Annotated in this window: 21 protein-coding genes and 1 pseudogene; 15 read left to right on the forward strand and 7 right to left on the reverse strand. The window is 69.2% G+C overall.

The annotated features are described in order from the left end of the window. Positions 1 to 21: 21 nt before the first annotated feature. Positions 22 to 858 (forward strand): IclR family transcriptional regulator, encoded by an 837-nt coding sequence (locus BJF85_RS16425; protein WP_075848675.1) that lies wholly within the window; start codon positions 22 to 24, stop codon positions 856 to 858. Between the two features lie 108 nt (positions 859 to 966). Here the strand turns inward: BJF85_RS16425 and BJF85_RS16430 are convergent, their stop codons facing one another. Continuing rightward, positions 967 to 2,994, reverse strand: a complete 2,028-nt coding sequence (locus tag BJF85_RS16430) for a CocE/NonD family hydrolase (RefSeq protein ID WP_075848677.1) — start codon at positions 2,992 to 2,994, stop codon at positions 967 to 969. Between the two features lie 3 nt (positions 2,995 to 2,997). Next, positions 2,998 to 4,284, reverse strand: a complete 1,287-nt coding sequence (locus BJF85_RS16435; RefSeq protein ID WP_075848679.1) for an acetyl-CoA carboxylase biotin carboxylase subunit family protein — start codon at positions 4,282 to 4,284, stop codon at positions 2,998 to 3,000. A 302-nt stretch (positions 4,285 to 4,586) separates the two neighbouring features. Here BJF85_RS16435 and BJF85_RS16440 point away from each other — a divergent pair, with 302 nt between their 5' ends. Further along, positions 4,587 to 4,790, forward strand: coding sequence for a cold-shock protein (locus BJF85_RS16440; protein WP_075848681.1), 204 nt, complete (start codon positions 4,587 to 4,589; stop codon positions 4,788 to 4,790). Positions 4,791 to 5,008: 218 nt separating this feature from the next. Here BJF85_RS16440 and BJF85_RS16445 read toward each other — a convergent pair whose 3' ends face one another. After that, a complete protein-coding gene (locus BJF85_RS16445; protein ID WP_075848683.1) occupies positions 5,009 to 6,394 on the reverse strand; it encodes an ROK family transcriptional regulator in 1,386 nt (461 codons plus the stop codon). A gap of 101 nt (positions 6,395 to 6,495) precedes the next feature. Between BJF85_RS16445 and xylA the strand changes: the two genes are divergently transcribed. After that, positions 6,496 to 7,686, forward strand: a complete 1,191-nt coding sequence (xylA, locus tag BJF85_RS16450) for a xylose isomerase (RefSeq protein WP_075848685.1) — start codon at positions 6,496 to 6,498, stop codon at positions 7,684 to 7,686. Positions 7,687 to 7,693: 7 nt separating this feature from the next. Here the strand turns inward: xylA and BJF85_RS28050 are convergent, their stop codons facing one another. Next, complete coding sequence (locus tag BJF85_RS28050) at positions 7,694 to 8,026, reverse strand: CdaR family transcriptional regulator (protein WP_158056970.1); 333 nt, start codon at positions 8,024 to 8,026, stop codon at positions 7,694 to 7,696. Further along, complete coding sequence (locus BJF85_RS16460; protein WP_075848689.1) at positions 7,987 to 8,910, reverse strand: hypothetical protein; 924 nt, start codon at positions 8,908 to 8,910, stop codon at positions 7,987 to 7,989. The genes BJF85_RS28050 and BJF85_RS16460 overlap by 40 nt, the downstream gene beginning before the upstream one ends. A gap of 129 nt (positions 8,911 to 9,039) precedes the next feature. Here BJF85_RS16460 and BJF85_RS16465 point away from each other — a divergent pair, with 129 nt between their 5' ends. The 6 genes from BJF85_RS16465 (at position 9,040) to BJF85_RS16490 (ending at position 15,434) form a co-directional block, all read left to right on the forward strand. After that, the gene (locus BJF85_RS16465; protein ID WP_075848691.1) at positions 9,040 to 10,590 is read left to right on the forward strand and encodes an AMP-binding protein; all 1,551 of its coding nucleotides are present in this window, start codon (positions 9,040 to 9,042) and stop codon (positions 10,588 to 10,590) included. Positions 10,591 to 10,732: 142 nt separating this feature from the next. Further along, positions 10,733 to 11,929, forward strand: a complete 1,197-nt coding sequence (locus BJF85_RS16470; protein WP_075848693.1) for an ABC transporter substrate-binding protein — start codon at positions 10,733 to 10,735, stop codon at positions 11,927 to 11,929. A gap of 106 nt (positions 11,930 to 12,035) precedes the next feature. Further along, positions 12,036 to 12,902: a branched-chain amino acid ABC transporter permease gene (locus BJF85_RS16475; protein ID WP_075848695.1), complete on the forward strand. Its 867-nt coding sequence runs from the start codon at positions 12,036 to 12,038 to the stop codon at positions 12,900 to 12,902. Beyond that, entirely contained in the window at positions 12,899 to 13,936 is a 1,038-nt protein-coding gene (locus BJF85_RS16480) for a branched-chain amino acid ABC transporter permease (protein ID WP_075848697.1), read from the forward strand. The genes BJF85_RS16475 and BJF85_RS16480 overlap by 4 nt, the downstream gene beginning before the upstream one ends. Beyond that, complete coding sequence (locus BJF85_RS16485; protein WP_075848699.1) at positions 13,933 to 14,733, forward strand: ABC transporter ATP-binding protein; 801 nt, start codon at positions 13,933 to 13,935, stop codon at positions 14,731 to 14,733. The genes BJF85_RS16480 and BJF85_RS16485 overlap by 4 nt, the downstream gene beginning before the upstream one ends. Then, on the forward strand, positions 14,727 to 15,434 hold the full coding sequence (locus BJF85_RS16490) for an ABC transporter ATP-binding protein (RefSeq protein WP_075848701.1): 708 nt from the start codon (positions 14,727 to 14,729) through the stop codon (positions 15,432 to 15,434). Before BJF85_RS16485 ends, BJF85_RS16490 begins: the two co-directional genes overlap by 7 nt. 2 nt (positions 15,435 to 15,436) lie before the next feature. Here the strand turns inward: BJF85_RS16490 and BJF85_RS16495 are convergent, their stop codons facing one another. Then, positions 15,437 to 16,057, reverse strand: a complete 621-nt coding sequence (locus BJF85_RS16495) for a YigZ family protein (protein ID WP_075848703.1) — start codon at positions 16,055 to 16,057, stop codon at positions 15,437 to 15,439. A gap of 112 nt (positions 16,058 to 16,169) precedes the next feature. Here BJF85_RS16495 and BJF85_RS16500 point away from each other — a divergent pair, with 112 nt between their 5' ends. The 6 genes and pseudogenes from BJF85_RS16500 to BJF85_RS16520 all read left to right on the forward strand — a co-directional run bounded on the left by BJF85_RS16500 (position 16,170) and on the right by BJF85_RS16520 (position 21,444). After that, positions 16,170 to 17,096 carry an ABC transporter ATP-binding protein gene (locus tag BJF85_RS16500; protein WP_075848704.1) on the forward strand — a complete coding sequence of 309 codons (927 nt, stop codon included), beginning with the start codon at positions 16,170 to 16,172 and terminating at the stop codon, positions 17,094 to 17,096. Beyond that, complete coding sequence (locus BJF85_RS29005; RefSeq protein WP_222844564.1) at positions 17,093 to 17,299, forward strand: hypothetical protein; 207 nt, start codon at positions 17,093 to 17,095, stop codon at positions 17,297 to 17,299. The genes BJF85_RS16500 and BJF85_RS29005 overlap by 4 nt, the downstream gene beginning before the upstream one ends. Further along, on the forward strand, positions 17,296 to 17,898 hold the full coding sequence (locus BJF85_RS16505) for an ABC transporter permease (RefSeq protein WP_222844565.1): 603 nt from the start codon (positions 17,296 to 17,298) through the stop codon (positions 17,896 to 17,898). Before BJF85_RS29005 ends, BJF85_RS16505 begins: the two co-directional genes overlap by 4 nt. A gap of 11 nt (positions 17,899 to 17,909) precedes the next feature. Further along, on the forward strand, positions 17,910 to 19,010 hold the full coding sequence (locus BJF85_RS16510; protein WP_075848706.1) for a sensor histidine kinase: 1,101 nt from the start codon (positions 17,910 to 17,912) through the stop codon (positions 19,008 to 19,010). Then, positions 19,007 to 19,611, forward strand: a pseudogene (locus BJF85_RS16515) (DNA-binding response regulator). The gene BJF85_RS16510 and the pseudogene BJF85_RS16515 overlap by 4 nt, the downstream one beginning before the upstream one ends. Positions 19,612 to 20,424: 813 nt before the next feature. Beyond that, positions 20,425 to 21,444: an HNH endonuclease signature motif containing protein gene (locus BJF85_RS16520; protein WP_255375691.1), complete on the forward strand. Its 1,020-nt coding sequence runs from the start codon at positions 20,425 to 20,427 to the stop codon at positions 21,442 to 21,444. On the opposite strand, the gene BJF85_RS16525 is transcribed toward BJF85_RS16520, so the two are convergent. Continuing rightward, positions 21,396 to 21,614 (reverse strand): integrase core domain-containing protein (locus BJF85_RS16525; protein WP_139320666.1); only part of this gene is annotated, 219 nt, incomplete at its 5' end. The genes BJF85_RS16520 and BJF85_RS16525 overlap by 49 nt on opposite strands.

Here is a 21,614-nt window from a genome sequence, read left to right on the forward strand (position 1 = left end):
GGGAGAGCGAACTGAGGTGCGATGACCACACCCGGTAAGTCCACGGCCGAGAAGGCACATCAGCGGGGAGGCGTGCGCGACGTCAAATCGGCCGCGCGCGCCGTCGAGCTGCTCGAACTACTGGCCTCCAGGCAGAACCGACCGGCACGACTGCGCGAACTCAGCGAGGCACTCGACGCACCGCGCAGCAGCGTGTACGCCCTGATCCGGACATTGGTGAACCTCGGATGGGTCCGCACGGATCCGTCCGGAACCCAGTACAGCATCGGCATCCGCACACTCCTGGCCGGAACGACCTATTTGGACACAGACCCCTACCTGCGGATCGTTCAGCCGCACATCAACGACCTCAGCGCCGAGATCGACGAGACGATCCACTTCGGACGACTCGACCGCTGCGACATCGTCTACCTGGCGACGAAGGAGTCCAGCCAGTACCTGCGACCGTTCAGCCGGGTGGGCCGCCGGCTACCGGCCTTCAGCACCTCCATGGGCAAGTCGCTGCTCGCCGAGCGGCTCGACGACGACGCCCTCGCGCATGTACCGAGCCGGCTGACGGCACTGACCGAGCACACCATCACCGACCACGAGGCTCTGACCCGCGACCTGGAGACCACCCGCGAACGCGGCTACGCGGTCGACAACGAGGAGAACTACCTCGGCGTGCGCTGCTTCGGCTTCGCGCTGCGCTACACCAGCCCGGGCACGGACGCCATCAGCTGTTCGGTACCCGTCGAACGACTCACCGAGGAGCGGACCGAGGAGATCCTCGCCGCGATGCAGCGAACCCGCCTCGCGATCGAGCGGATGGCGCCCGTCGACCTCACGGCAGAGCCGGAGCCGGGCTCGGTCAGCTGACCGGCGCATCCACGGCACAAGCGCCTGGAGACAGCTGACGAACCCGGCTCGCGCGCCGGCACATCACTGAACGACCGTGACGTCGGCACGACCGGTGGTGTGCGCCACTCACACGTGATCACGCGGGATCGTGGTGTTCCAGTTCAGCGAGACGACACGCTCGTCCCCCTCGTAGGCGTCGAGCTCGGCGTGCAGCAGGAACTCGGTGCGCGTCGACGTCAGCACCGTGCGCGTCTCGGTCCGCACGCGCCAGTCGTCCCTGGCGAAGCCGATCGTCCAAGCCACCTCGCCGCGGACGGACGTGAAGTCGTCGCGCTGCGAGCTGTAGCGCTCCTCGGCGCGCTTGGTCACCTCGAGCCCGGTGTCGTCCATGCGCTCGGTGCCCGAATCCTTCACCACCTCCAGCGCGGAGTGATAGTCGATCAGATCCCGCACGACGTCCCACTTCTGCTCCCCCGGCCGGAGCACCGTGGTCGGCAGGGGCGCGGCGCCTTCCGGCTCGTCGAACGGGCGCGGGGACACGTCGTCCCCGTCCCCGGTGTCCCGCAACGGCAGGGTCAGCGCCGAGGACGCCAGGAAAACGGTGAGCCGCGCCGACTCGGGCGGCGGCCACGCCAGCGGCCAGTACGACGTCGACAGCGACAACCGGATCCGATGACCCGGCGGGAACGCCTGCGCGACGCCGTTCAGCTGCACCGTGACGCGGTACCGCTCGCCCTGCTCGAGCCGTTCGGGAGTGTCGTGACCGTCGCGGTGGGTGAGGTTCAGCAGTCCGTAGGTCACGCGCGTGGCCCGTCCGTCGGGAGCGACGTCGGACAAGCGGGCCGCCACCATCGCGACCGGCCGGTCGACCGTGAACTCGAGGTGCACGGCCGGCGATCCGAGGATCTCGCACCGCTCGGTGAGCACGTCGCTGTCGAACACCAGCGACCCGCCGTCCTCCTCACGCTGGTCGTACGGCAGGTCGGGCGGCGCGTTGTACGAGCACCACTTGCCCGCGAACTGCCCGACCGACAGCGGCGACTCCACGTGCAGCGCCTCGTCGATCTCGGAGTTCTCGCCCGCGGGCAGGATGCGATGCGGTGCCAGGCCGTACCGCGCGGACGTGACGTGGGGCGATGGCCAGGACGGCTCGCCCACCCAGCGCCCGGGACGTTCCTCGTACGCCGTCGACGGAGGCACGCTGTCCTGCATCCACGTCCGCAGCATCGGCTCGTCGAGCACGCCGTTGTCGACGTCCTTGAGGAAGTGGTCCCACCAGCGCACCATCTCCTGGAGGAAACCGATCGCGGGACCCGGTTGTCCCAGGTGCGGATACTTGTGCGACCACGGTCCGATGAGCCCCTTCCGGGGCACGTCCAGCTCGGCGAGCATCCGGAACACGGCGTTCGAGTAGCCGTCGGCCCATCCGCTCACCGCCATCACCGGACAGGCGACGTCCGCGTAGTTCTCGCACACCGAGGCGTGCCGCCAGAACTCGTCCCTGCGTTGGTGCTCCAGCCAGTCCTGCAACCAGAGTCCGCTGCCGTGCAGCCGCTCGTGCCACATCCGCCGCCAGTCCTCACCGACGATCGCCGGGTCGGGCGGGCAGGCGTTGTAGGCGAACATCGTCGAGGCCCACGACAGGTTGTCCCCCAGCAGACACCCGCCCATGTAGTGGACGTCGTCGGCGTAGCGATCGTCCGACGAGCACACCGACACGATCGCGCCCAGACTCTCGGGGCGCCGTGCGGCGACCTGCAGCGCGTTGAACCCGCCCCACGAGATACCCATCATGCCGGTGCGTCCCGTGCACCAGCTCTGGCTCGCGATCCAGGCGAGCACCTCCTCGGCGTCCTGCAGTTCCTGTTCCAGGTACTCGCCCGTCAACACGCCGTCCGACTCGCCGCTGCCCCGCAGGTCGACGCGCACCGCCGCATACCCGTGGCCGGCCACATAGGGATGGTGGATCGAGTCACGGACCGCGGTGAAATCCCCTTTGCGGTACGGGATGAATTCGAGCACGGCCGGCACGGGGTTCTCGTCGGAGTCGACGGGGCGCCAGATGCGCGCGCCCAGCCGGGTTCCGTCGCTCAGCGGGATCCAGACGTGGTGGTCCTCCCGCACGTCGTGGGGAAAGGACGTCACCTCGTGCATTCCTCACCTCCCGGACGTATCGACGTCCTCGATCTCGAAAGGCAGCTCCTCGACGCACCGCTCGTAACGCTCGGTCAGCTCGCGCTCGTCGTCGGCGCCGACGTGCACCATGGCCAGCACGTAGCTGTAGCTGTCCTCACCGTTCTTGGCCGAGAGCCGTTCGCCTTCCTCCACGCCGACCTCCACGTGGCATCCGGGGTGCCGTGCTTCGAGGTCGGCGATCTCCTGCTCGGTGGGCACGCGCCGCACGACGCCGTCGGCGAACCGGCGGAGGAACCACTTGGCCGCGAGACGGTGCGGCCCCTGGCGATGCGGCAGGTCGGGATCCTCGCCGAGCGCCAGGCGCAGCGTGCACTGGTGGTTCGGGACACCGTCGACCTCGGTGAACAGCCTCGCGTGCGACTGCGAGTGCCGCGGGTTGATCTCCAGCAGGCGGATCGTGTCGCTGTCGGCGTCCCAGAAGTACTCGATGTTGAACGCGACGTCGGTCAGTCCGATGTGGTCGATGACCTGGATGGAGATGTCGGCGAGGCGGCGTTGGACCGACGCCGGAAGCGAGGAGGGGTATTGGTAACGCAGGAAACTCGACGAGTCGGGATAGGTGTGGGAGTCGATCACGCCGTAGACGTGGGTGTATTCCCCCGTGCTGTAGCCCTCGACGGTCACCTGCGAACCGGTGACGGCCTCCTCCGCGATGCAGGCCTGTCCGCCGATCGCCGCGATCTCGTCCGGAGGATCCAGGAAATCCATCACCTGCTGGAAGGGCTTGCCGATGCGGTCGATGCCCTCGCGGGCCTCGGCGACGGCGGCGGCGAACTCGTCGGCGTCATGCACGTGGAAGGCGAGTTCGGACGAATAGGCCTTCACCGGTTTGATCCACATCGGATACCGGACACCGTCGGGCGGTTCGGCGTCGGCGAGGTTCACGAGTCCGAACCGGGGGTACTCGTCGATCACTTCCTGCTGCCGCAGCCGCGACCAGTACTTGTGCTCACACGTGACGACGGCGTCCAGGCTCGCCGACCGTAGGCCGTGCCGTCGGCAGAGGATCGGCACCATCGAGCTGGTGGGAAAGTCCCAGTAGCCGATGATCGCGTCGACGGTGCCGTCGAAGTCGGCGAGCTGCCGCTCCGCCTTGTCCAGCAGTTCGCCGAGGGCGACCTGCTCGCCGCTCACCAGTTCTTCCTCGCTCAACAGGCCGTGGAACACACAGTCGTCGGTGCCGGGGATGTTCCGGAGCTGGTCGAGGTTCCCCTCGTCGAGACCGAGCACGAAAATGTTCCTGGTCATGCGCGTGGCTCCCTTCGTCACGGCCCGGAGGGTCCCTCACCTGATCCAGTGCGAAACCACGTGATGCTTCGCCGCTGTCGAGCGGCTCGCGTGCACCGACGTGGTCACCCGGCCAGGACTCGTGTAGTGTCGAAGGTGGTCGAAATATTTCTGGGTTCGTGTTCGTACATGCTCGCAGGATGTTGATGCGGGCGTGCTTCTTACTTTGGTTGCAGCTGGAGTCGGCCGCCGTCCGAGATCTCAGGCCCGGGCCTCCACACCTCGTGGCTGCCCGTCAACCCCCAGCTCCCGAAGGAGACATTATGACCACCGGAACCGTGAAGTGGTTCAACTCGGAAAAGGGCTTCGGCTTCATCGCTCCCGATGAGGGCGGCCCCGACGTGTTCGTGCACTACTCGGCCATCGACGCCGCGGGCTTCCGCAACCTCGAAGAGGACCAGAAGGTCACTTACGAGGCCAGCCAGGGCGCCAAGGGCCCTCAGGCCGACGTCGTGCGCCCGGCCTGACGGCCCCCACGACACCCGGTGGTTGCCCGTCCGTCAGGGCGGGCAACCACGACCCCACCCGCGGCACACGCCGCGGGCCGTACACCTCCCGTGGTCACCGACCCGGGAACGGAAGGAAACCATCACCACACCCACACCGGTGCGCAGGCGCGGACCTCTGTCCACAGAGACTCCGCCCGCCGCCCCGAACGCCCGCGCCACGGCCGCCCGCAGTGCGGTCACCCCGCCGGCGTTCCTCGAACCCGCCCACAGTCGAATCCCCGCGCCCGCGCCGCAGCCCACCGCTGACCACAGCGACGCCGCGATGCGCAAACTGCGCAGCCCGTTCGACACCACCACGGCCTGACCGACCCGACGTCCCCCGCGTCCACAGCGGACCCGGCCACGTAGGCCCGCCGCCGTCCGCAGCTATCCCCCACCCCGAGCGGCGATATAGCCTCCGGGTCGGCGACGACAGCACGGACGGCGGACAGGGCGGCGCCACGCACCGCGGCCTCCGTGCCCAGGCGCGAGCGCACCACGTCCACTTCGGACCACGGCGCGGACAACACCCGCGCCGACAACCGATCGGCCAACGGCCCCGCCAACCACGGATACAACCGCGCATAGGTACCGCCGAGCACCACCGCGGGCACATCCAGCAGGTTCAACGCCCCCGACAACGCCACTCCCAACCAGTCGGCCGCAGCGCGCACCGCCGCCACCGCAGGGCGATCCCCCGCCTCCAACCGCGCCACCAGTGCGTCCAGATCGGACACGCCGGCACGTTCGAGGATCGCCTCCTGGCCGGCCATCCGCTCCACACACCCCCTCGTCCCGCACGAACACCGCGCCCCACGCGGACTGACCTGCACATGCCCCAGTTCGCCGCCGTACCCGCGCACCCCGTGGAACACCGCACCGTCCAACACGATGCCGGCACCCACGCCGATCTCCCCCGACACGTGCACGAAGCTCCGCGGACCATCCACACCGGCCACATGCACCTCGGCCAACGCCGCCATGTTCGCCTCGTTCGCGACCATCACCTCCCGCGCCGGCACCTCCACCCGTCGGCGCAGTTCGCCCGGGACGTCCACATCCCGCCACCCCAGGTTCGGCGCGACCCGCACCAGGCCCGACGACGTCTCGACCAACCCCGGCACCGCCACGCCCACACCGCCGACCTCGACGCCCAGCTCCGCCGCATCCACGCGCGCCCGCGCCACCGCCTCCGCCGCGCGGCGCAGAACCCGGCCCACACCCCGATCCCGGTTGTCACGGCGGCGCACCCGCAACCGATGCACCTCGCCGGTCAGATCCACCAGGCACGTCGCCACGTAGTCCACCGCGACCTCGACGCCGAGCCCGTGCGGTCCGGCGGGCGCCAGCGACAACGCCGTACCCGGCCGGCCCGGCCCCGAGCGGCCCTCCTGGCCGGACACCTGCACCAGCCCGGCCGCCACCAACCGGTCGACGAGCGAGGACACCGTCGCCTTCGTCAACCCCGTTCGCGCGGCGACCCCGGCCCGGGACGTGCCCGCCGCAGCCCCGATCGCGGCCAGCACCAGCGCCGCGTTGTGCCGGCGCACGGTGTGCTGACCTGCAGGCTCCGCGGTACCCATGGCCGCCGATCCTAACCACACCCGCCCGATACCGGCCCTTGACCGGCCCGCCCACCACATAAGTTCAATGACCAAACTTATTCGTGGTGAGGGAGGACATTGTGGTCAGGAAACCCGTACCCGACGACAAATTCAGCTTCGGCCTGTGGACGGTCGGCTGGCAGGCCGCCGATCCGTTCGGCACGGCGACCCGCGCACCGCTCGACCCGGTCGAGTCCGTGCACCGGTTGGCCGAGCTCGGCGCGTGGGGCGTGACGTTCCACGACGACGACCTGACGCCGTTCACCGTCGACGACGCCGAACGCAGCACCCGCATCGCCCGGTTCCGCCGCGCGCTCGACGAGACCGGCATGACGGTGCCCATGGCGACGACCAACCTGTTCCAACATCCCGTGTTCAAGGACGGCGCGCTCACCAGCAACGATCGCGACGTGCGCCGGTTCGCGCTGCGCAAGGTCATGCGCAACATGGACCTCGCGGCCGAGCTCGGCGCGCAGACCTACGTCCTGTGGGGCGGTCGGGAGGGCTCGGAGACCGACGCGGCCAAGGACGTCGCCGCCGCGTTCGACCGGTACCGCGAGGGCATCGACACGCTCGCCCAGTACGTCGTCGACCAGGGCTATCCGCTGCGGCTGGCGCTCGAGCCCAAGCCCAACGAACCCCGTGGCGACATCTTCCTGCCGACCATCGGGCACGCCCTCGCGTTCATCTCCCAGCTCGACCACCACGAGCTCGTCGGTGTGAACCCCGAGGTCGGTCACGAGCAGATGGCCGGACTCAACGTCGTCCACGGTATGGGCCAGGCCCTGTGGCAGGGCAAGCTGTTCCACATCGACCTCAACGGCCAGAAGGGGACCCGGTTCGACCAGGACCTCGTGTTCGGTCACGGCGACCTGCTGTCCGCGTTCTTCCTCGTCGACCTGCTCGAATACGGCAGCACGCCCGGCGGTGAGGCGGGACCCGCGTACACGGGACCGCGCCACTTCGACTACAAGCCGCTGCGCACCGAGAACACCGACGGCGTCTGGGCGAGCGCTGCCGCCAACATGGAGTCCTACCTGATGCTGAAGGCCAAGGCGCAGGCCTTCCGCGGCGACCCGCGCGTGCGGCAGGCCGTCGCCGACGCCGGACTCGACGAGCTCGCCCGCCCGACCCTCGCCCCGGGCGAGACGCTCGGCGACCTGCTCTCCGACCGGTCGGCGTTCGAGGACTTCGACGCCGACAAGGCCGGCGCGCGGGGCTACGGATTCGTCGAACTGTCGCGACTGGCCATGGAGCACCTCATCGGCTGAGCGCGGCTCACCCCCGCACCTGGTCGGGGAGCAGGCGTACCGCCTCGAGCGCGAGATACAGCCGGGTGATGTCACCGGGCTTGCGCAGGTCGCATCCGGTCAACTGCGCGAGTTTGTTGAGCCGGTAGCGCACCGTGTTGCGGTGGCAGTGCAATCGGCGGCCCGCGTCGGCGGGCGAACCGTCGGTGTCGAACCACGCCGCCAACGTCTCGAGCAGTACGTCCTGTTCCTCGACCGGAAGCTCGAGCACCCGGTCGAGCGCCTGCCGCGCCAGGCCGACGCTCAGCTCGGGCACCGACGTCACGAGTGCGGCCAGGCGGGCCTGGTCGAACCGGAGCACCACTTCGACCCGATCGCCGCCGCGTCGCGCGCCGTCCGCGCCTGCGTCACCGCCTGCGGCGTCGCGACGATCGACTCGAACACCTCGCTCACACCCACCCGGCCCGACGTGATCGACGCCAGATGCCGGTCGAGCCGGTCCGCGCGGTAGCTCGGGGTGAGCACGACCAGACCGAGTTCGCTGTCGGGTTCCGAACGCCACACCGACCGCACGCCGAGCGAACTCAGCGCGCGCTCGGCCGACACCGACAGCCGGCTGCGATCCATCGCCTGCGGATCGGAAGCCACCACGACGAACAGCCCGACCGTCGGCAGTCGTAGGGCGGCGGCCACGTCGGCCAATCCCCTGCCGTTGGTCGTGATGCCGCTGAACAACGACGCCAGCGCCGCCTCCCGCAGCCGCGAGTCCCGGAACAGCTGCTCGGTCTCGACGTCGCGGTAGGCCGTCGTCAGCGCCTGCGACGACAGGTCGAACGAGTTCCACAGCACCGACGCCGACGTCAGCAACGCCTGGCTGACGTGCGGATCGGATCCGCACTGGCGCACCAGTTCCTGCCACAGCCGCAACGTCCCGACTCGGTAGGCGTGCATCACGGTCGCGAGCGGCACCCCGTGCGCGGCGCGTTGCCTGCCGGTCCGCCGTGCCACGGTCGGCCGATTGGGCTCGTTCTGAATGACGTTCTGCAACCCCGAGATGACATTCGGCCGAATCGAATCCGCCAATTGCTGGTCGGTCATGTACTCCCGGTAGTAGGACTCGTCCTCGCGGATCTGCCGCGCCATGTCGAGGGTCAACCGATCCAGGTCGTCGAGCAGTGCCTCGCACGCGGCCACCACCCGCGCATCCGTTCCGGTCTCTGTCGTCATCGCCGTCTGCTGGCTCACCGGACCTCCTTGTCACCGAGCACAAACATCCGAGACATACGTGAGTCCAGTCACTATGGCTGAAACAGTGCGACCTGGACAAACCTGAGGCTCCCGTGACGTTCCGTCTCGACGACGAGTGGAGCCGCCGTGAACCTGGCCGAGAACCTCGAGCGATCCTCCCGGTTCCATGCGCGCGCCGTCGCGACCTCCAGCGGCGACGAGGTCGTCACGTATCGCGAACTGGGCCGGCAGAGCCGCGAGGTGGCGGGGTTTCTGACCGAACGCGGGATCGGGCCGGGTGACCACGTCGTGCTCCTGGTCCCGAACGTGCTCGAGTTCGCCCCGCTGTACTACGGAATCCTCCACGCAGGCGCCGTCGTGGTCCCCCTGGACCCGCAGCTGACGGCCGACCAATTCGCCCGGCGCCTCGCCGATGCGGCGCCACGACTGGCGTTCGTGTGGCATACGGCCCTGTCCACGAGCCTGGAGGCCGACGACCCGCACACCGACGGTCCGCACAGCGACAGTCCAGGCACCTCCGGCACGGACATCGTCGTGATCGCACCGGGCAGCCTCACGGCCCTGGACGGTGCCGGCGCCGCCGCGGAGCTCGCCCCGCGCGCGCCGTCCGACCTCGCGGCCGTCGTCTACACGTCCGGCGCGAGCGGCCGGCCGAAGGGCGTGCGGCTGACGCACGGCGCCCTGCTGCGCTCCGCGGACATCGTCGTGCAGGACCTGTTCGAACTGTCCGCGGGTGACGTCGTCCTCGCCGCGCTGCCGCTGTTCCAGTCGTTCGGGCAGACCGCGGCGCTACACGCGGCGATCCGAGCGGGCGCGTCCCTGGCACTGTTGGACAGCCTCGACGCGGTCGACGTGCTGTCGGCGGTGCGCCGCCGCCGGGTCACCGCGCTTCCCGCGGTGCCACCGATGATCGGCGGCATCCTCGATCTGCTCGACCAGCCCAGCCCCGCGCCGCTGGACGTCGTCGACGTCAGCAGCCTCCGCGTGTGCCTGTCCGGCGGTGCCCCGCTCGCCGTCGAGACGCTGCTGTCGTTCGAGCGCACCGCCGACTGCGTCGTCCTCGAGGGCTACGTCCTGTCGGAGGCGCCGCCGATGGCCACCTGCAACCGGATCGACCGCAGACGGGTCGGTTCGGTCGGCATCCCACTGCCCGGTCTCGACCTGCGCATCGTCGACGAACGCGGCCGCGAGGTCGGCGACTCCGAACCGGGCGAGATCGCCGTCCGCGGGGACATCGTGACCACCGGTTACACCGCCGGTTCCGCACCTGACGACCCCACCGCCGATGCGGACCTCGCCCGGGCGGGTCCCGACGACTGGCTGCGCACCGGTGACATCGGCCGCCGGGACGAGGACGGCTTCGTCTACCTCGTCGACCGCACCAGCGACCTGATCGTCCACGACGGACACACCATTTACCCGCGCGAGATCGAGGAGGCACTTCGCGAGCATCCCGCCGTCCGCGATGCCGCCGTGCTCGACCGCTCCCCCGACATCGTCGCGCTCGCGACGCTGCGTCCGGGGGCCGCCGTCGGCCGCGACGAACTGCGCACCTACCTGGCGGCCGCGCTCCCGTCCCACCAGCACCCGACGTCGGTCCGCACCGTCGAGACCCTGCCGACGAACGCGGCCGGAACGATCCTCAAACGCCGGATCGCCCTCGATCCCGACCCCTGACCGAACGATCCCTGTGTCCCCCCGTACCCGACACATCCGCAACACCCCGCAGTACCCGCAACACCGCAGTACCCGAGAACAAGCACCGCCCGTTGCACGTCCCAACCCAGTCCCCAGCCACACATTTCAAAGGAGAAATGCCATGGCACGAACGAAGCGCATCCGGACCGTCGCCACGGCGACCGCCTGTACCGGCGTCCTGTTGGCCTCCGCGGCCTGCGGGGCGGGCGGGTCCGATTCGGACACGATCGTCATCGGCATGTCGGGGCCGCTCACCGGCGGCGCGGCCGCCTACGGCACGAACATCCAGTCCGGCCTGCAGCTCGCCATCGACGACCTCAACGAACAGGGCGTCACGGTCGACGGCCAGGAGTACCAGGTGGAGCTGCGCTCGCTGGACGATCACTACGCGCCCGACGTCGCGGCCACCAACGCCCAGCGGCTGGCCGAGCAGGACGACGCGGCGGTCATCTTCGTCCCGCACGCGGGCGGGATCCAGGCCTCGCAGGAGCTCAACTCGACGCGCACCGAGTTCCTGCTCGGCGCCTACAGCTCCGATCCCAAGATCGTCGCCCAGGGCAACGAGCTGACCATGATGATCCCGCCGAACTTCGAGAGCTACATCGAGCCGTTCGTCGACCAGCTGAAGGTCGACGGGGTGGAGCGACTCGGCCTGCTCGGCACCTCCAGCGAGTACGGCCAGGAGTGGACCCGGTTGCTGTCCGAGGAATGGAGCTCGCGGGGCGGCGAGGTCCTCAGCAACAACAGCATCGACTACGCCGAGGTGTCCGACTTCGCCGGACCGGTCTCGCGCACGCTCGCCCAGGATCCGGACGTCATCTTCCTCGGCGGACCGTCGCAGCCGACCGCGCTGATCGTCGAGGAGGCGCGCAACCAGGGCTACGAGGGTTCGTTCCTGTTCATGGACCAGCCGAAGTTCGAGGAGATGGAGGTGTTCACCGATCCGGAGAACCTCAACGACGCCATCGGCGTGAAGCCAGCGGAGCACTACGACGAACCGGGCACCGAGCACGTGGTCAACCGGTGGGACACCGAGATCACCGACGAGCGGCCCCTCACCACCGAGGTGTCGCTGAACTACCAGGCCATGACGCTCGTGGTGAAGGCGATGGAGATCGCCGGGTCGATCGACGACCCGCACGCCATCCGCGGCGCGTTGGAAGAGGCCCTCGGCGAGGTTGACGACAGCTTCCACGTGACGGGCTTCCCCGACGAGATCACCGACGCCGGCCACCTGCTCAACACCGAACTCGAGGTCGCCTACCGCACGCCGGAGGGCGAGTACGAGTACCTGCCGATCGACCAGGTCGACGAGTGACCGGCACGGACAGGCATCGACCGGACCGTGAACGACACGGCAGCAATCGACACGGCACTGATCGACAAGGACAGCGCATGAACGACGCCCCCACCAAGGACGGCACATGAGCCTCTTCATCCAGCAGCTGTTCGACGGGCTGGCACTCGGCGGCGTGTACTGCCTGGCCGCCATCGGGTTGACACTCGTCTTCGGCGTGCTCCGCATCCCCAACATCGCGCACGGCGCGCTGTACATGCTGGGCGCCTACGTCACGTACTTCTTCCTCGTGAGCGTCGGCGTGCCCTATATCGCGGCCATCGGCCTGGCGGCCGTCGTACTGGCCCTGGTCGGCATCGCGATGGAACGCGTGGTGTTCCATCCGCTGCGCAACGCTCCCCACACCCACCACATGATCGCCGCGGTCGGCGCGATGTTCTTCTTCCAGGCGCTGGCGCAGGCCATCTGGGGCGCCGACTTCCGCCGCATGGACTCCCCGGTCACCGGCAGCGTGACCATCCTGGGGACGCAGGTGTCGTGGCAGCGGGTCATCATCGTCCTCACGGCGGTGCTGGTGCTGGGTCTGCTGACCTGGTTCATCAAGCGCTCGATCCACGGCCAGACGATCGAGGCCATCGAGCAGGACCGCACGGGTTCCTCGCTCGTCGGCATCAGTCCCAACAAGGTCTCGATGCTGACGTTCGGCCTCGCCGCGGCACTGGCGACGATCGCCGCGGGTCTCGTGGCACCGATCAACCTGCTCTCGCCCACGATGGGCGACGCGCTGGGCATCAAGGTGTTCGCGATCATCATCCTGGGCGGGCTCGGCTCGCTGCCCGGAGCCATCGTCGGCGGGTTCACCCTCGCGCTCGCCGAGGTCATGACGGCCACCTACGTGTCGGCGGTCGCCGGTGAGGTCGTCGCGTTCGTGGTCCTCGTCCTCGTGCTGGCGATCCGGCCGACCGGCCTCTTCGCAAAGGCGGTGCAACGATGACGACCCGATTCGCTCCCCGAAACCTCTCGCCCCAGACCCTGGGCACGGTGCTGGTGGCGCTCGCGCTGCTGCTGGCCCCGCTCGCCCTGGCCGGCGAGGAGTACGTCCTGCGGGTGCTCACCGTCGGCGCGACGTACGCCATCGCGGTCTACGGCATGAATCTGCTGCTCGGCCTGACCGGTCAGCTTTCCTTGGCACAGGGCGGATTCTTCGGCATCGGCGTGTATGTCGTCGGGTTGCTGACCACCGATCACGACTGGGCGTTCTGGCCCGCACTGCTGATGGCCGTGCTGGTCACCGGTGTCGGCGGGTACGTCGCCGGCATCGTCGCGCTGCGCACCCGCGAGGAGTACTTCGCGATCTTCACGCTCGCGATGGGCTTCATCATCTACCTGGTGATCAGCCGGTGGGAATCGGTGACCCACGCCCACTCCGGCGTCAGCGGGGTGAAGTTCCCCGAGGGTTTCGGGATCTTCGACTTCTCCGAACCGACGGTGCTGTACTACCTGGTGCTGCTGTTCCTGCTCGGCGCCGGTTACGTCACCTGGGCCATCCGGCGCTCGGGCATCGGGCGCACGTTGGTCTCGATCCGCACGTCGGAGGACCTGGCCCGTTCGATCGGCGTCAACGTCGGGCTCAACAAGCAGCTGGCCTTCGCCGCGTCGACCACGTTCGCCGGCCTCGGCGGCGGCCTGTTCGCCGCGGTGCAGGGGTTCGTCGGCCCGTCGGCGGCGAGCGTCGACCTGACCTTCGAGATGCTCATGTTCGTGCTCGTCGGCGGACTGGCCACCGTGATGGGGCCGGTGCTCGGCACGCTCATCGTGCTGTTCCTGTTCGAGCTCTTCGGCGAGTTCGAGGCCTACCGGTTCCTGCTCGTCGGCCCGATCATCATCGCGATCGTGATCTTCGCGCCGCGCGGCATCGTCGGTTACCTCAACACGTTCATCGCCCGCCGTCGCTCCCGGACCGCCACTCGCGATCCCGGGGACACCGACTCCACATCGTCCACGACCGAGCCGGAGGAGGCGCGATGACGCTGCTCGAAGCACGCGGACTCGGCAAGCAGTTCGGCGGCCTGCACGCCGTCCAGGACGTCGACCTCGACGTCGAGGCCGGCCGCATCACGGCCATCATCGGCCCGAACGGTGCCGGCAAGTCCACCCTGTTCAACCTGCTGGCGGGGTTCTACCGGCCGACGTCGGGCACGGTGCGGTTCCAGGACCGCGACATCACCGGGATGAGTCCGCATCGGACGGTCGCCCACGGCATCGCCCGCACGTTCCAGACCACGCACCTGTTCGACGACTCGACGGTGCTGGACAACGTGTTGTCGGGCCGGATCGTGCGGTCGCGCTCGACGGTGTTCGACGCCGTGCTGCACACCCCGCGCCACCGCAGGGAGGAACGGCACAACCTCGACAAGGCGATGGAGGCCCTCGAGTTCACCGGGATCAGCGAGTACCGCGGTGACTTCGCCGGGCACGTGCCGCAGGAGGTGCAGAAACGGACGTCGATCGCGCTGGCGCTGGCCACCGAACCGCAGCTGTTGCTGCTCGACGAGCCTGCCGCCGGACTGACCGAGGAGGAGACCGGCCAGTTCGGACAGTTGATCCGCCGGATCGTCGACCGCGGCGTCACCGTCTGTCTCGTCGAACACCGGATGTCGATGGTCATGAGCCTGGCCGACCACATCCTGGTGCTCGATCACGGCAAGGAGATCGCCTCCGGCACGCCGGAGGCGGTGCGCACCGACCCACAGGTGATCGAGGCCTACCTCGGTACCGGGCACGACGAGACCACCGACGATCAGAAGGGGGCCGACGCATGCTGACGGTGCGCGGATTGTCCGCCGGCTACGACACGGCCGACGTGTTGCACTCGATCGACATCACGGCGCGGGAGGGCGAACTCACCGTGATCCTCGGCGCCAACGGCTCCGGGAAGACGACGTTGTTCCGCACGATCAGCGGGATCATCCGGCCCCGCGCGGGCGACATCGACTTCGACGGCAGGAAACTGCCCGGGCTGTCGGCCGATCGCATCGTCAAGGCCGGACTGGCGCACTGCCCCGAGGGGCGGCATCTGTTCCCCAAGATGCCCGTGGAGAAGAACCTCGTGCTCGGCGCCTACGTGCGCAGGCGGGACCGCGGGCGGATCCGCCGGCAACTGGCCTCGGTGTACGAACTGTTCCCGGTGCTGCACGAGAAACGCCAGCAGCCGGCGGGAACCCTGTCCGGTGGGCAGCAGCAGATGGTCGCCATCGGCAGGGCGTTGATGTCGGATCCGGCGTTGTTGATCCTCGACGAACCGTCGATGGGCCTGGCTCCCCTGGTCACCGAGCAGGTGCTGGAGGCGGTCGCCCAGATCAACCGGGGCGGTATCGCGGTACTGCTGGCCGAGCAGAACGCGCAGGCCGCCCTCCGCATCGCCCACCGCGGGTACGTCCTCGCCGAGGGGCGGGTGGCCCTGTCCGGGGACGCCGGCGACCTGCTGGGCGACGAAACGGTGCGGGAGGCCTATCTCGGGGTGTGAGGTCAGGGCAGGTAGAGGTCGCGCGGACCGATGTAGACGGCGGCGGCGCCGCCACCGGAGTGCTCGGCGAGCCACTCCTCGAACGGCGCGACCTCGGCGACCGCGACGGTGAGCGTGACGTCGACACCGTAGTCGACGTCACGCAGCCGGAACGGTGAGTGGCGCAGGTCGTTCTCGAGCCGGCCCGCACGGTCGTGCGGCACCGACACCATCAGCTCGTGGTGCCGCACCCGCCGCAGCCTGCCCACCACGTCCAATGTCTCGGCCAGCACGCCGGAGTAGGCGCGGATCAGTCCACCCGCGCCCAGCTTCGTGCCGCCGAACCATCGGGACACGACGGCGACCACGTCGGTCAGCTCGCGGCGGGTGAGCACCTCGAGCATGGGTGCGCCCGCGGTGCCGGCGGGTTCGCCGTCGTCGTTGCTGCGCGCCACGAGCGCGCCCGAGTCGGGATCGCCGATGCGCAGCGCCGTGCAGTGGTGGGTCGCGTCGGGCCCGGCCTTGCGCACGCGCGCGATGAACGTCCTGGCGTCCTCGACGTCCTCGACCCGGGCGAGCGCGCAGCGGAACAGCGATCGCTGGATCTCGACCTCGTGCTCCCCGCCCCGCGCGATCACACCCACGACCTCGAGTCTAGGCCCCGCCGGGGACGCCGCCGGCCACCTGACATCTGTCATGGGCGATCGATGACGTCGGCCCTACGGTCCCGGCGCCCCGGAGGCCGAGACTGGAGGCATGAATCAGAAACCTGTCATCTCCGCCCGGGACGTGCGGATGTCGTTCCCCGACGGCGCCGGCGGCCGGGTCCGCGCCGTCGACGGGGTCGACCTCGACGTGGCCCGCGGCGAGGTCCTCGCGCTGCTCGGACCCAACGGGGCCGGCAAGACCACCCTGCTGGACATCCTCCTGGGCCTGGCCACCCCGCAGTCCGGGCAGGTGCGCGTCGACGGGCGCAGCCCCCGGCAGGCGGTGCGGACGGGCACGCTGTCGGCGCTCCTGCAGACCGGTGGACTGCTGCCCGACCTGACCGCGGGCGAGACCGTGCGCATGATCGCCGCCCTGCACCGCGACCCCGCCGACGTCGACGAGGTGATCGATATCGCCGGCGTGCGCCCGTTCGTCTCGCGGAAGGTCGGCAAATGCTCGGGCGGCCAGCAACAGCGGCTGCGCTTCGCGCTGGCGCTGCTGCCCCGACCCGACGTCATCGTGCTCGACGAGCCCACGGCCGGGATGGACGTGTCCGCGCGACACGAATTCTGGCAGCGCATGCGGGCGCAGGCCGACGAGGGCGTGACGGTCGTCTTCGCCACGCACTACCTGGAGGAGGCCGAACAGTTCGCCCGCCGCACGGTGCTGATGAGCAGCGGCCGGGTGCTGGCCGACGGGCCCACCGACGAGGTACGCGCCCGCGCGGGTTCCGCCTATGTGACGGTCACCTGGTCGCCGGCACCGGAGGAGCTGCGCCGCGTACCGCACCTCGCCGCCGCGGAGACCGAGGGCAGCAGGATCACCTTCCGCACCGAGCGCGCCGACGACCTCGCGCGGTACCTGCTCACCGAGACCGTCGCCCACGGGCTGACGGTCCGACCGGCCAGTTTGGACGAGGCGTTCCGCCTGTTGACCGAGAAGCCGACGACGGACCACGAGGAGGTCCCGGCATGACCAGCACGATCGCACCGGCCCGGACAGGCGGCGGGTACGGCCTGACCCACTACATCGCCATGGATTTCTGGCGCAACCTGCGCAACGTCGGCAACAGCTTCTTCGTGATCGTGCTGCCCACGGTGCTGTTCCTGTTCTTCGGTGCGTCCATGGAGTGGTCGGACGAGCCGGTCGCGTCGGCAACGCCAGCGCCTGGACCATGATCGCGATCGCCTGTTACGGCGCGGCCACGGCGACGACGTCGATGGCGGGGGCGGCCGCGTTGGAGATCCAACAGGGGTGGGGCCGGCAGCTGGCCCTGACCGCCATGCCGCACGCCGCGTTCATCGCCGCCAAGGCGGCGGTCTCGATGATCATCGCTGTGCTGCCGGTGCTCGTACTCAACCTCGCCGGGGTGTTCACGGTCGTCGACATGCCGCTCGGCACCTGGGTGGCCACCGCCGCGTTGACCGTGGTGGGATCGCTGCCGTTCGCGCTCTACGGCCTGGCCGTGGGCCTCAGCTTCCGTTCCGACGCCGCCGTGGGCTCGGCGACCGGTGTGCTCGTGATCTTCAGCTTCCTCGGCAACGCGTTCATGCCCCTGTCGGGCGTGCTGCTCGACATCGGCAGGTTCACCCCGATGTACGGCATCGTGTCGCTGGCACGCTATCCGCTCACCGACGGCCACCTCGTCGGCATGGGACCCGGCGAGGGGCCCGGGCACGATCCACTGTGGATGGTGTTGGCGAACGTCGGCGCCTGGACCCTGGTGTTCGCCGTCGCCTGCGTGCTGCTGCAGCGGCGCCGCACCTCGCGTCGCTGACCGCGTCCGCGATGACGATCAGGCAGGATGAGGCCATGGGGATCCGGATCTACCGACTGCTGTACGCAGGGGTGTGGCTGGTGTTCCTCGCCGTCCCCGTCATCGTGGCCGTCCGCGCGGACGTTCCGGTGGTGCTGCGGGTCGTCGCGCTGGTCGCCACGGTGTGCTTCGTGGCGGTCTACCTCGCGGCCTTCTGGGACGAGGACGACGGCCCGCGTCCGGGGCGCCGTGCGGCACTCCGGGCGTTGGTACTGGCGGTCCTGGCCGCCGCGACGCTCCCGGCCACCGGCTACACGGGAATCACCTACGCCTCGTTCATCACCGCGATCGTGGTGTTCACCCTGCCGGTGCGGGCCGGCCTGATCAGCGGCGTCACCGTGTGGGCGACCGCGGCCCTGGTGTCGCTGCCGTTCGCCGAGCACCCGGGGCCGATCCTCGGCACCGGGCTCGGCGTGCTGTTCATCGTCGTCATCCGGCTCGCCGAGAACTTCGAGCACCGTCAGCACCACGCCGAACAGGAACTGCGCCAGGCCGCCGAGCGGGACGCGATCGCCCGCGACGTGCACGACGTCCTCGGCCACTCGCTGACGGTGCTGTCCATCCGGGCCCAGTTGGCGCGCAGGCTCATCGACCTCGAACCCGAACGGGCGCGGGAGGAGGTCGACCGCATCGACGCCCTGGCGCGTGAATCGCTCGCCCAGGTCCGCTCCACCGTGGCCCGGTTGCGCACACCCCACCTGGCCTCCGAGGTCGAGACGGCCCGGGAGGCGTTGGCCGCCGCCGGGATCAGCGCCGACGTCGAGGTCCGCAGCGTCGACGACACCGACGCCGAACTGTTCGCCTGGGCCCTGCGCGAAGCGGTGACCAATGTGGTCCGGCACGCGCAGGCCTCGACCTGCCGGGTGCGGGTCGAACCGGGCCGGCTGCGGGTCGAGGACGACGGCGTCGGCGGAGTGGGCGGGGTCGGAGGCGAGCTCGTCTCCGACGGCGCGGGGTCCGGGCTGCGTGGCCTCCGGGAGCGGGCCTCGAAGGCCGGTGCCCGGCTCGCGGTGTCGGAACGCGACGCCGGGGCCGAACGTCCGGGAACCGTGTTGGAGGTCAGCCGCCCATGATTCGCCTACTGCTCGCCGACGACCAGGACCTCGTCCGAGGTGGACTCGCGGCGCTGCTGTCGCTCGAACCCGATCTCGAGGTCGTCGCCCAGGTCGGCCGCGGCGACGAGGTCCTGCCCGCGGTCACCACCCACGACCCCGACGTCGCCCTCATCGACATCGAGATGGCCGGCGGCGACGGCATCGACGCCACCGCCGCCGTCACCGCCTCCGGCGCCCGATGCCGGTGCCTCATCGTCACCACCTTCGGCAGGCCCGGGTACCTGCGGCGCGCCATGGAAGCAGGCGCCGCCGGATTCGTCGTCAAGGACACCCCCGCCGACCAGCTCGCCCAGATGGTCCGCCGCGTCCACCGCGCGACCGCGTCGTCGACCCCACCCTCGCCGCCGACTCCCTCGCCGGCGGCATCGACCCCCTCACCGACCGTGAACGCGAGGTCCTGCGCGCCGCCGCAGACGGGGCCTCCGTGCGCGCCATCGCCGCACAACTCCACCTCTCCCCCGGCACCGTGCGCAACCATTTGTCCGCCGCCATCGGAAAGACCGAGGCCGAGAACCGCTACGCCGCCGCCCGCGTAGCCCGCGACCGAGGCTGGATCTAACCCCGTCCCCGCCGTGTCAGCACCCCACGTCGCCGTGTTGGCACGTGGGGACGCCGTGTTGGCAACCTGCGTCGCCGTGTTGGCAGTTTGCGCGGGCGTGTTGGCGTTTCGTGGCGTCGTGTTAGCACCTCGCGTCGCCGTGTTAGCAGTTCGCGTCGCCGTGTCAGCGTTTTGCGGCGCTGTGTTGGCAGTTGGTGGCGTCGTTTTCGTGTTTCGGGGGTAGAGGGGTGCCTCGCCGGCGGGGCAGGTCTCCGGGATGGTGGGGCGGCGTTGCCGCTGGTCCGAAGTGTCATCCCGTCGACCTCGGCTTTGCGTTTATCACACTGCAGTCAGCGCAAGGTTTTGGTTCTTGGTTCCTGTTTTGGTTTTGGTTGCGCCCTGACTGCAGTGTGATGGTTTCGTTTTAGGTCGACGGGATGACACTTCGGGGTGCGGTTTTGTGGGTGGGAGTGGTTGGCGGGGTTGGCCTTGCTTCGCTTCGGCGGTGGGCGTTGTTTGTGGGGTGTTGGGGTTACGTTGAGTCAGTATTTCTGTCGCCTAGTGGGTGATGCGTCTCGCTCATTTGTTCGGTAGTGTTGGTGTTGTGAGAGATGTTGAGGGGATCGTTGATGAGGCTCGTTCGGTGCTTGCTTTGCGGGCTCGGGCTGATGCTGCTGAGGTGTCGTTTCTGGCCTCGTTGGACTCTGGGTCGTCGTCGGATTCGTGGGAGCGGCAGTCGTTATCTGAGGCGTTGGCGCCTGAGCTTCGCCTGTCGCCTCAGGGTGTGTTGGATCGGATTTATACCGCTTTGGCTTTGGCTTATCGGATGCTCGGCTGCTTGCGGCTATGCGGGAGGGTCAGGTGGATCGGTATGGCGCTGAGCGGGTGCTGAACGTGGTGGCTCCGGTTTCCGATTCCGATGCGCTGGAGGTTGATCGGCTACTGGAAGAGAAGTTGGGCCGTCTGTCCCTTACGGCGTGGCAGCCTCGGAACATGGCTTGGCACGCCTCGCAGATCGTCAAGCAGGTTGATCCCGGCGCTGAGACTGCCGCCGCTCGGATGGCGCATGAGGGACGCAAGGTGACGCTCGACCACGGCGTCTACGCCCAATCGCGCATCTCGGCCGACCTGCCGTCCGACGTTGCCTCGGCCGCCTTTGCCCGGGTGGATGCAATGGCCCGCAAACTTCGACTGGGCGACTCCTCGCGCAACCTCGACCAGCTGCGCGCCGACGTGTTCGCAGACCTGTTGCTGGGCAACGACCCCGGCGTGACCGTGCCTCAGTCGGCCGCGATGGTCTATCTGCACATGCCGATCGACACAGCACTGTCCATGTCGGAGACCGGCGCGTCGATCGACGGGATCGGACCGATCCCGGCCACCTACGCCCGGGAGATCATGACGAACCCGAAGTCGATCTGGCGCAAGGTGCTGTGCGACCCGGCCACCGGCAACCCGGTCGACCTCGGCCGATCCTCGTATCGTCCGACCTCGACGATCCGCACACTCGTCGAGGTCCGCGACCGGATGTGCGTCGTGCCCTGGTGTCGCAGGCCCGCCCGGCACTGCGACTTCGACCACCAACAACAGTGGACCAAAGACCACGGCTCAACCGCCGTCGACAACGCAGGCCCACGCTGCCGCAAGCACCACCGACTCAAGAACGCACCCGGCTGGATCAACCACTACGACCCCGCCCACGGCACGTCCTCGGTCACCACACCGCTGGGCGTGACCTACACCGACAAACGCGAAACCGTCCTCGAACCCCGACCGCCCGAACCCGACAATGAACCGTACTGGGTTCAGTTCCGTTGTTCTGAAGCGGGAAGTTCCTCCCGCTGGTGTTCATAGTAGGCCGCCTCAACCTCGGCGGGCGTCTGGTGCCTCAGGTGTTCGTGCAGCCGGTGGGTATTCCACCAGTGAACCCAGTTCATAGTGGCGAATTCCACCTCCGTCAGGGACCGCCAACCCGGCTGGGAGTAGATCAGCTCGGTCTTATACAACCCGTTGACGGTCTCGGC

It is taken from the genome of Saccharomonospora sp. CUA-673 (genome assembly GCF_001942305.1).
Taxonomy (GTDB): Bacteria; Actinomycetota; Actinomycetes; order Mycobacteriales; family Pseudonocardiaceae; genus Prauserella.

Excerpts from the sequence above, each read along its gene's own strand:
- BJF85_RS16510 (WP_075848706.1), top strand. The coding sequence starts at position 17,910 with ATGACGATCAGGCAGGATGAGGCCATGGGGATCCGGATCTACCGACTG.
- BJF85_RS16440 (WP_075848681.1), top strand. The coding sequence starts at position 4,587 with ATGACCACCGGAACCGTGAAGTGGTTCAACTCGGAAAAGGGCTTCGGC.
- BJF85_RS16490 (WP_075848701.1), top strand. The coding sequence starts at position 14,727 with ATGCTGACGGTGCGCGGATTGTCCGCCGGCTACGACACGGCCGACGTG.
- BJF85_RS16425 (WP_075848675.1), top strand. The coding sequence starts at position 22 with ATGACCACACCCGGTAAGTCCACGGCCGAGAAGGCACATCAGCGGGGA.
- BJF85_RS16505 (WP_222844565.1), top strand. The coding sequence starts at position 17,296 with ATGATCGCGATCGCCTGTTACGGCGCGGCCACGGCGACGACGTCGATG.
- BJF85_RS16435 (WP_075848679.1), bottom strand. The coding sequence starts at position 4,284 with ATGACCAGGAACATTTTCGTGCTCGGTCTCGACGAGGGGAACCTCGAC.
- BJF85_RS16480 (WP_075848697.1), top strand. The coding sequence starts at position 12,899 with ATGACGACCCGATTCGCTCCCCGAAACCTCTCGCCCCAGACCCTGGGC.
- BJF85_RS16430 (WP_075848677.1), bottom strand. The coding sequence starts at position 2,994 with ATGCACGAGGTGACGTCCTTTCCCCACGACGTGCGGGAGGACCACCAC.
- BJF85_RS16485 (WP_075848699.1), top strand. The coding sequence starts at position 13,933 with ATGACGCTGCTCGAAGCACGCGGACTCGGCAAGCAGTTCGGCGGCCTG.
- BJF85_RS16500 (WP_075848704.1), top strand. The coding sequence starts at position 16,170 with ATGAATCAGAAACCTGTCATCTCCGCCCGGGACGTGCGGATGTCGTTC.
- BJF85_RS29005 (WP_222844564.1), top strand. The coding sequence starts at position 17,093 with ATGACCAGCACGATCGCACCGGCCCGGACAGGCGGCGGGTACGGCCTG.
- BJF85_RS16445 (WP_075848683.1), bottom strand. The coding sequence starts at position 6,394 with ATGGGTACCGCGGAGCCTGCAGGTCAGCACACCGTGCGCCGGCACAAC.
- BJF85_RS16475 (WP_075848695.1), top strand. The coding sequence starts at position 12,036 with ATGAGCCTCTTCATCCAGCAGCTGTTCGACGGGCTGGCACTCGGCGGC.
- BJF85_RS16470 (WP_075848693.1), top strand. The coding sequence starts at position 10,733 with ATGGCACGAACGAAGCGCATCCGGACCGTCGCCACGGCGACCGCCTGT.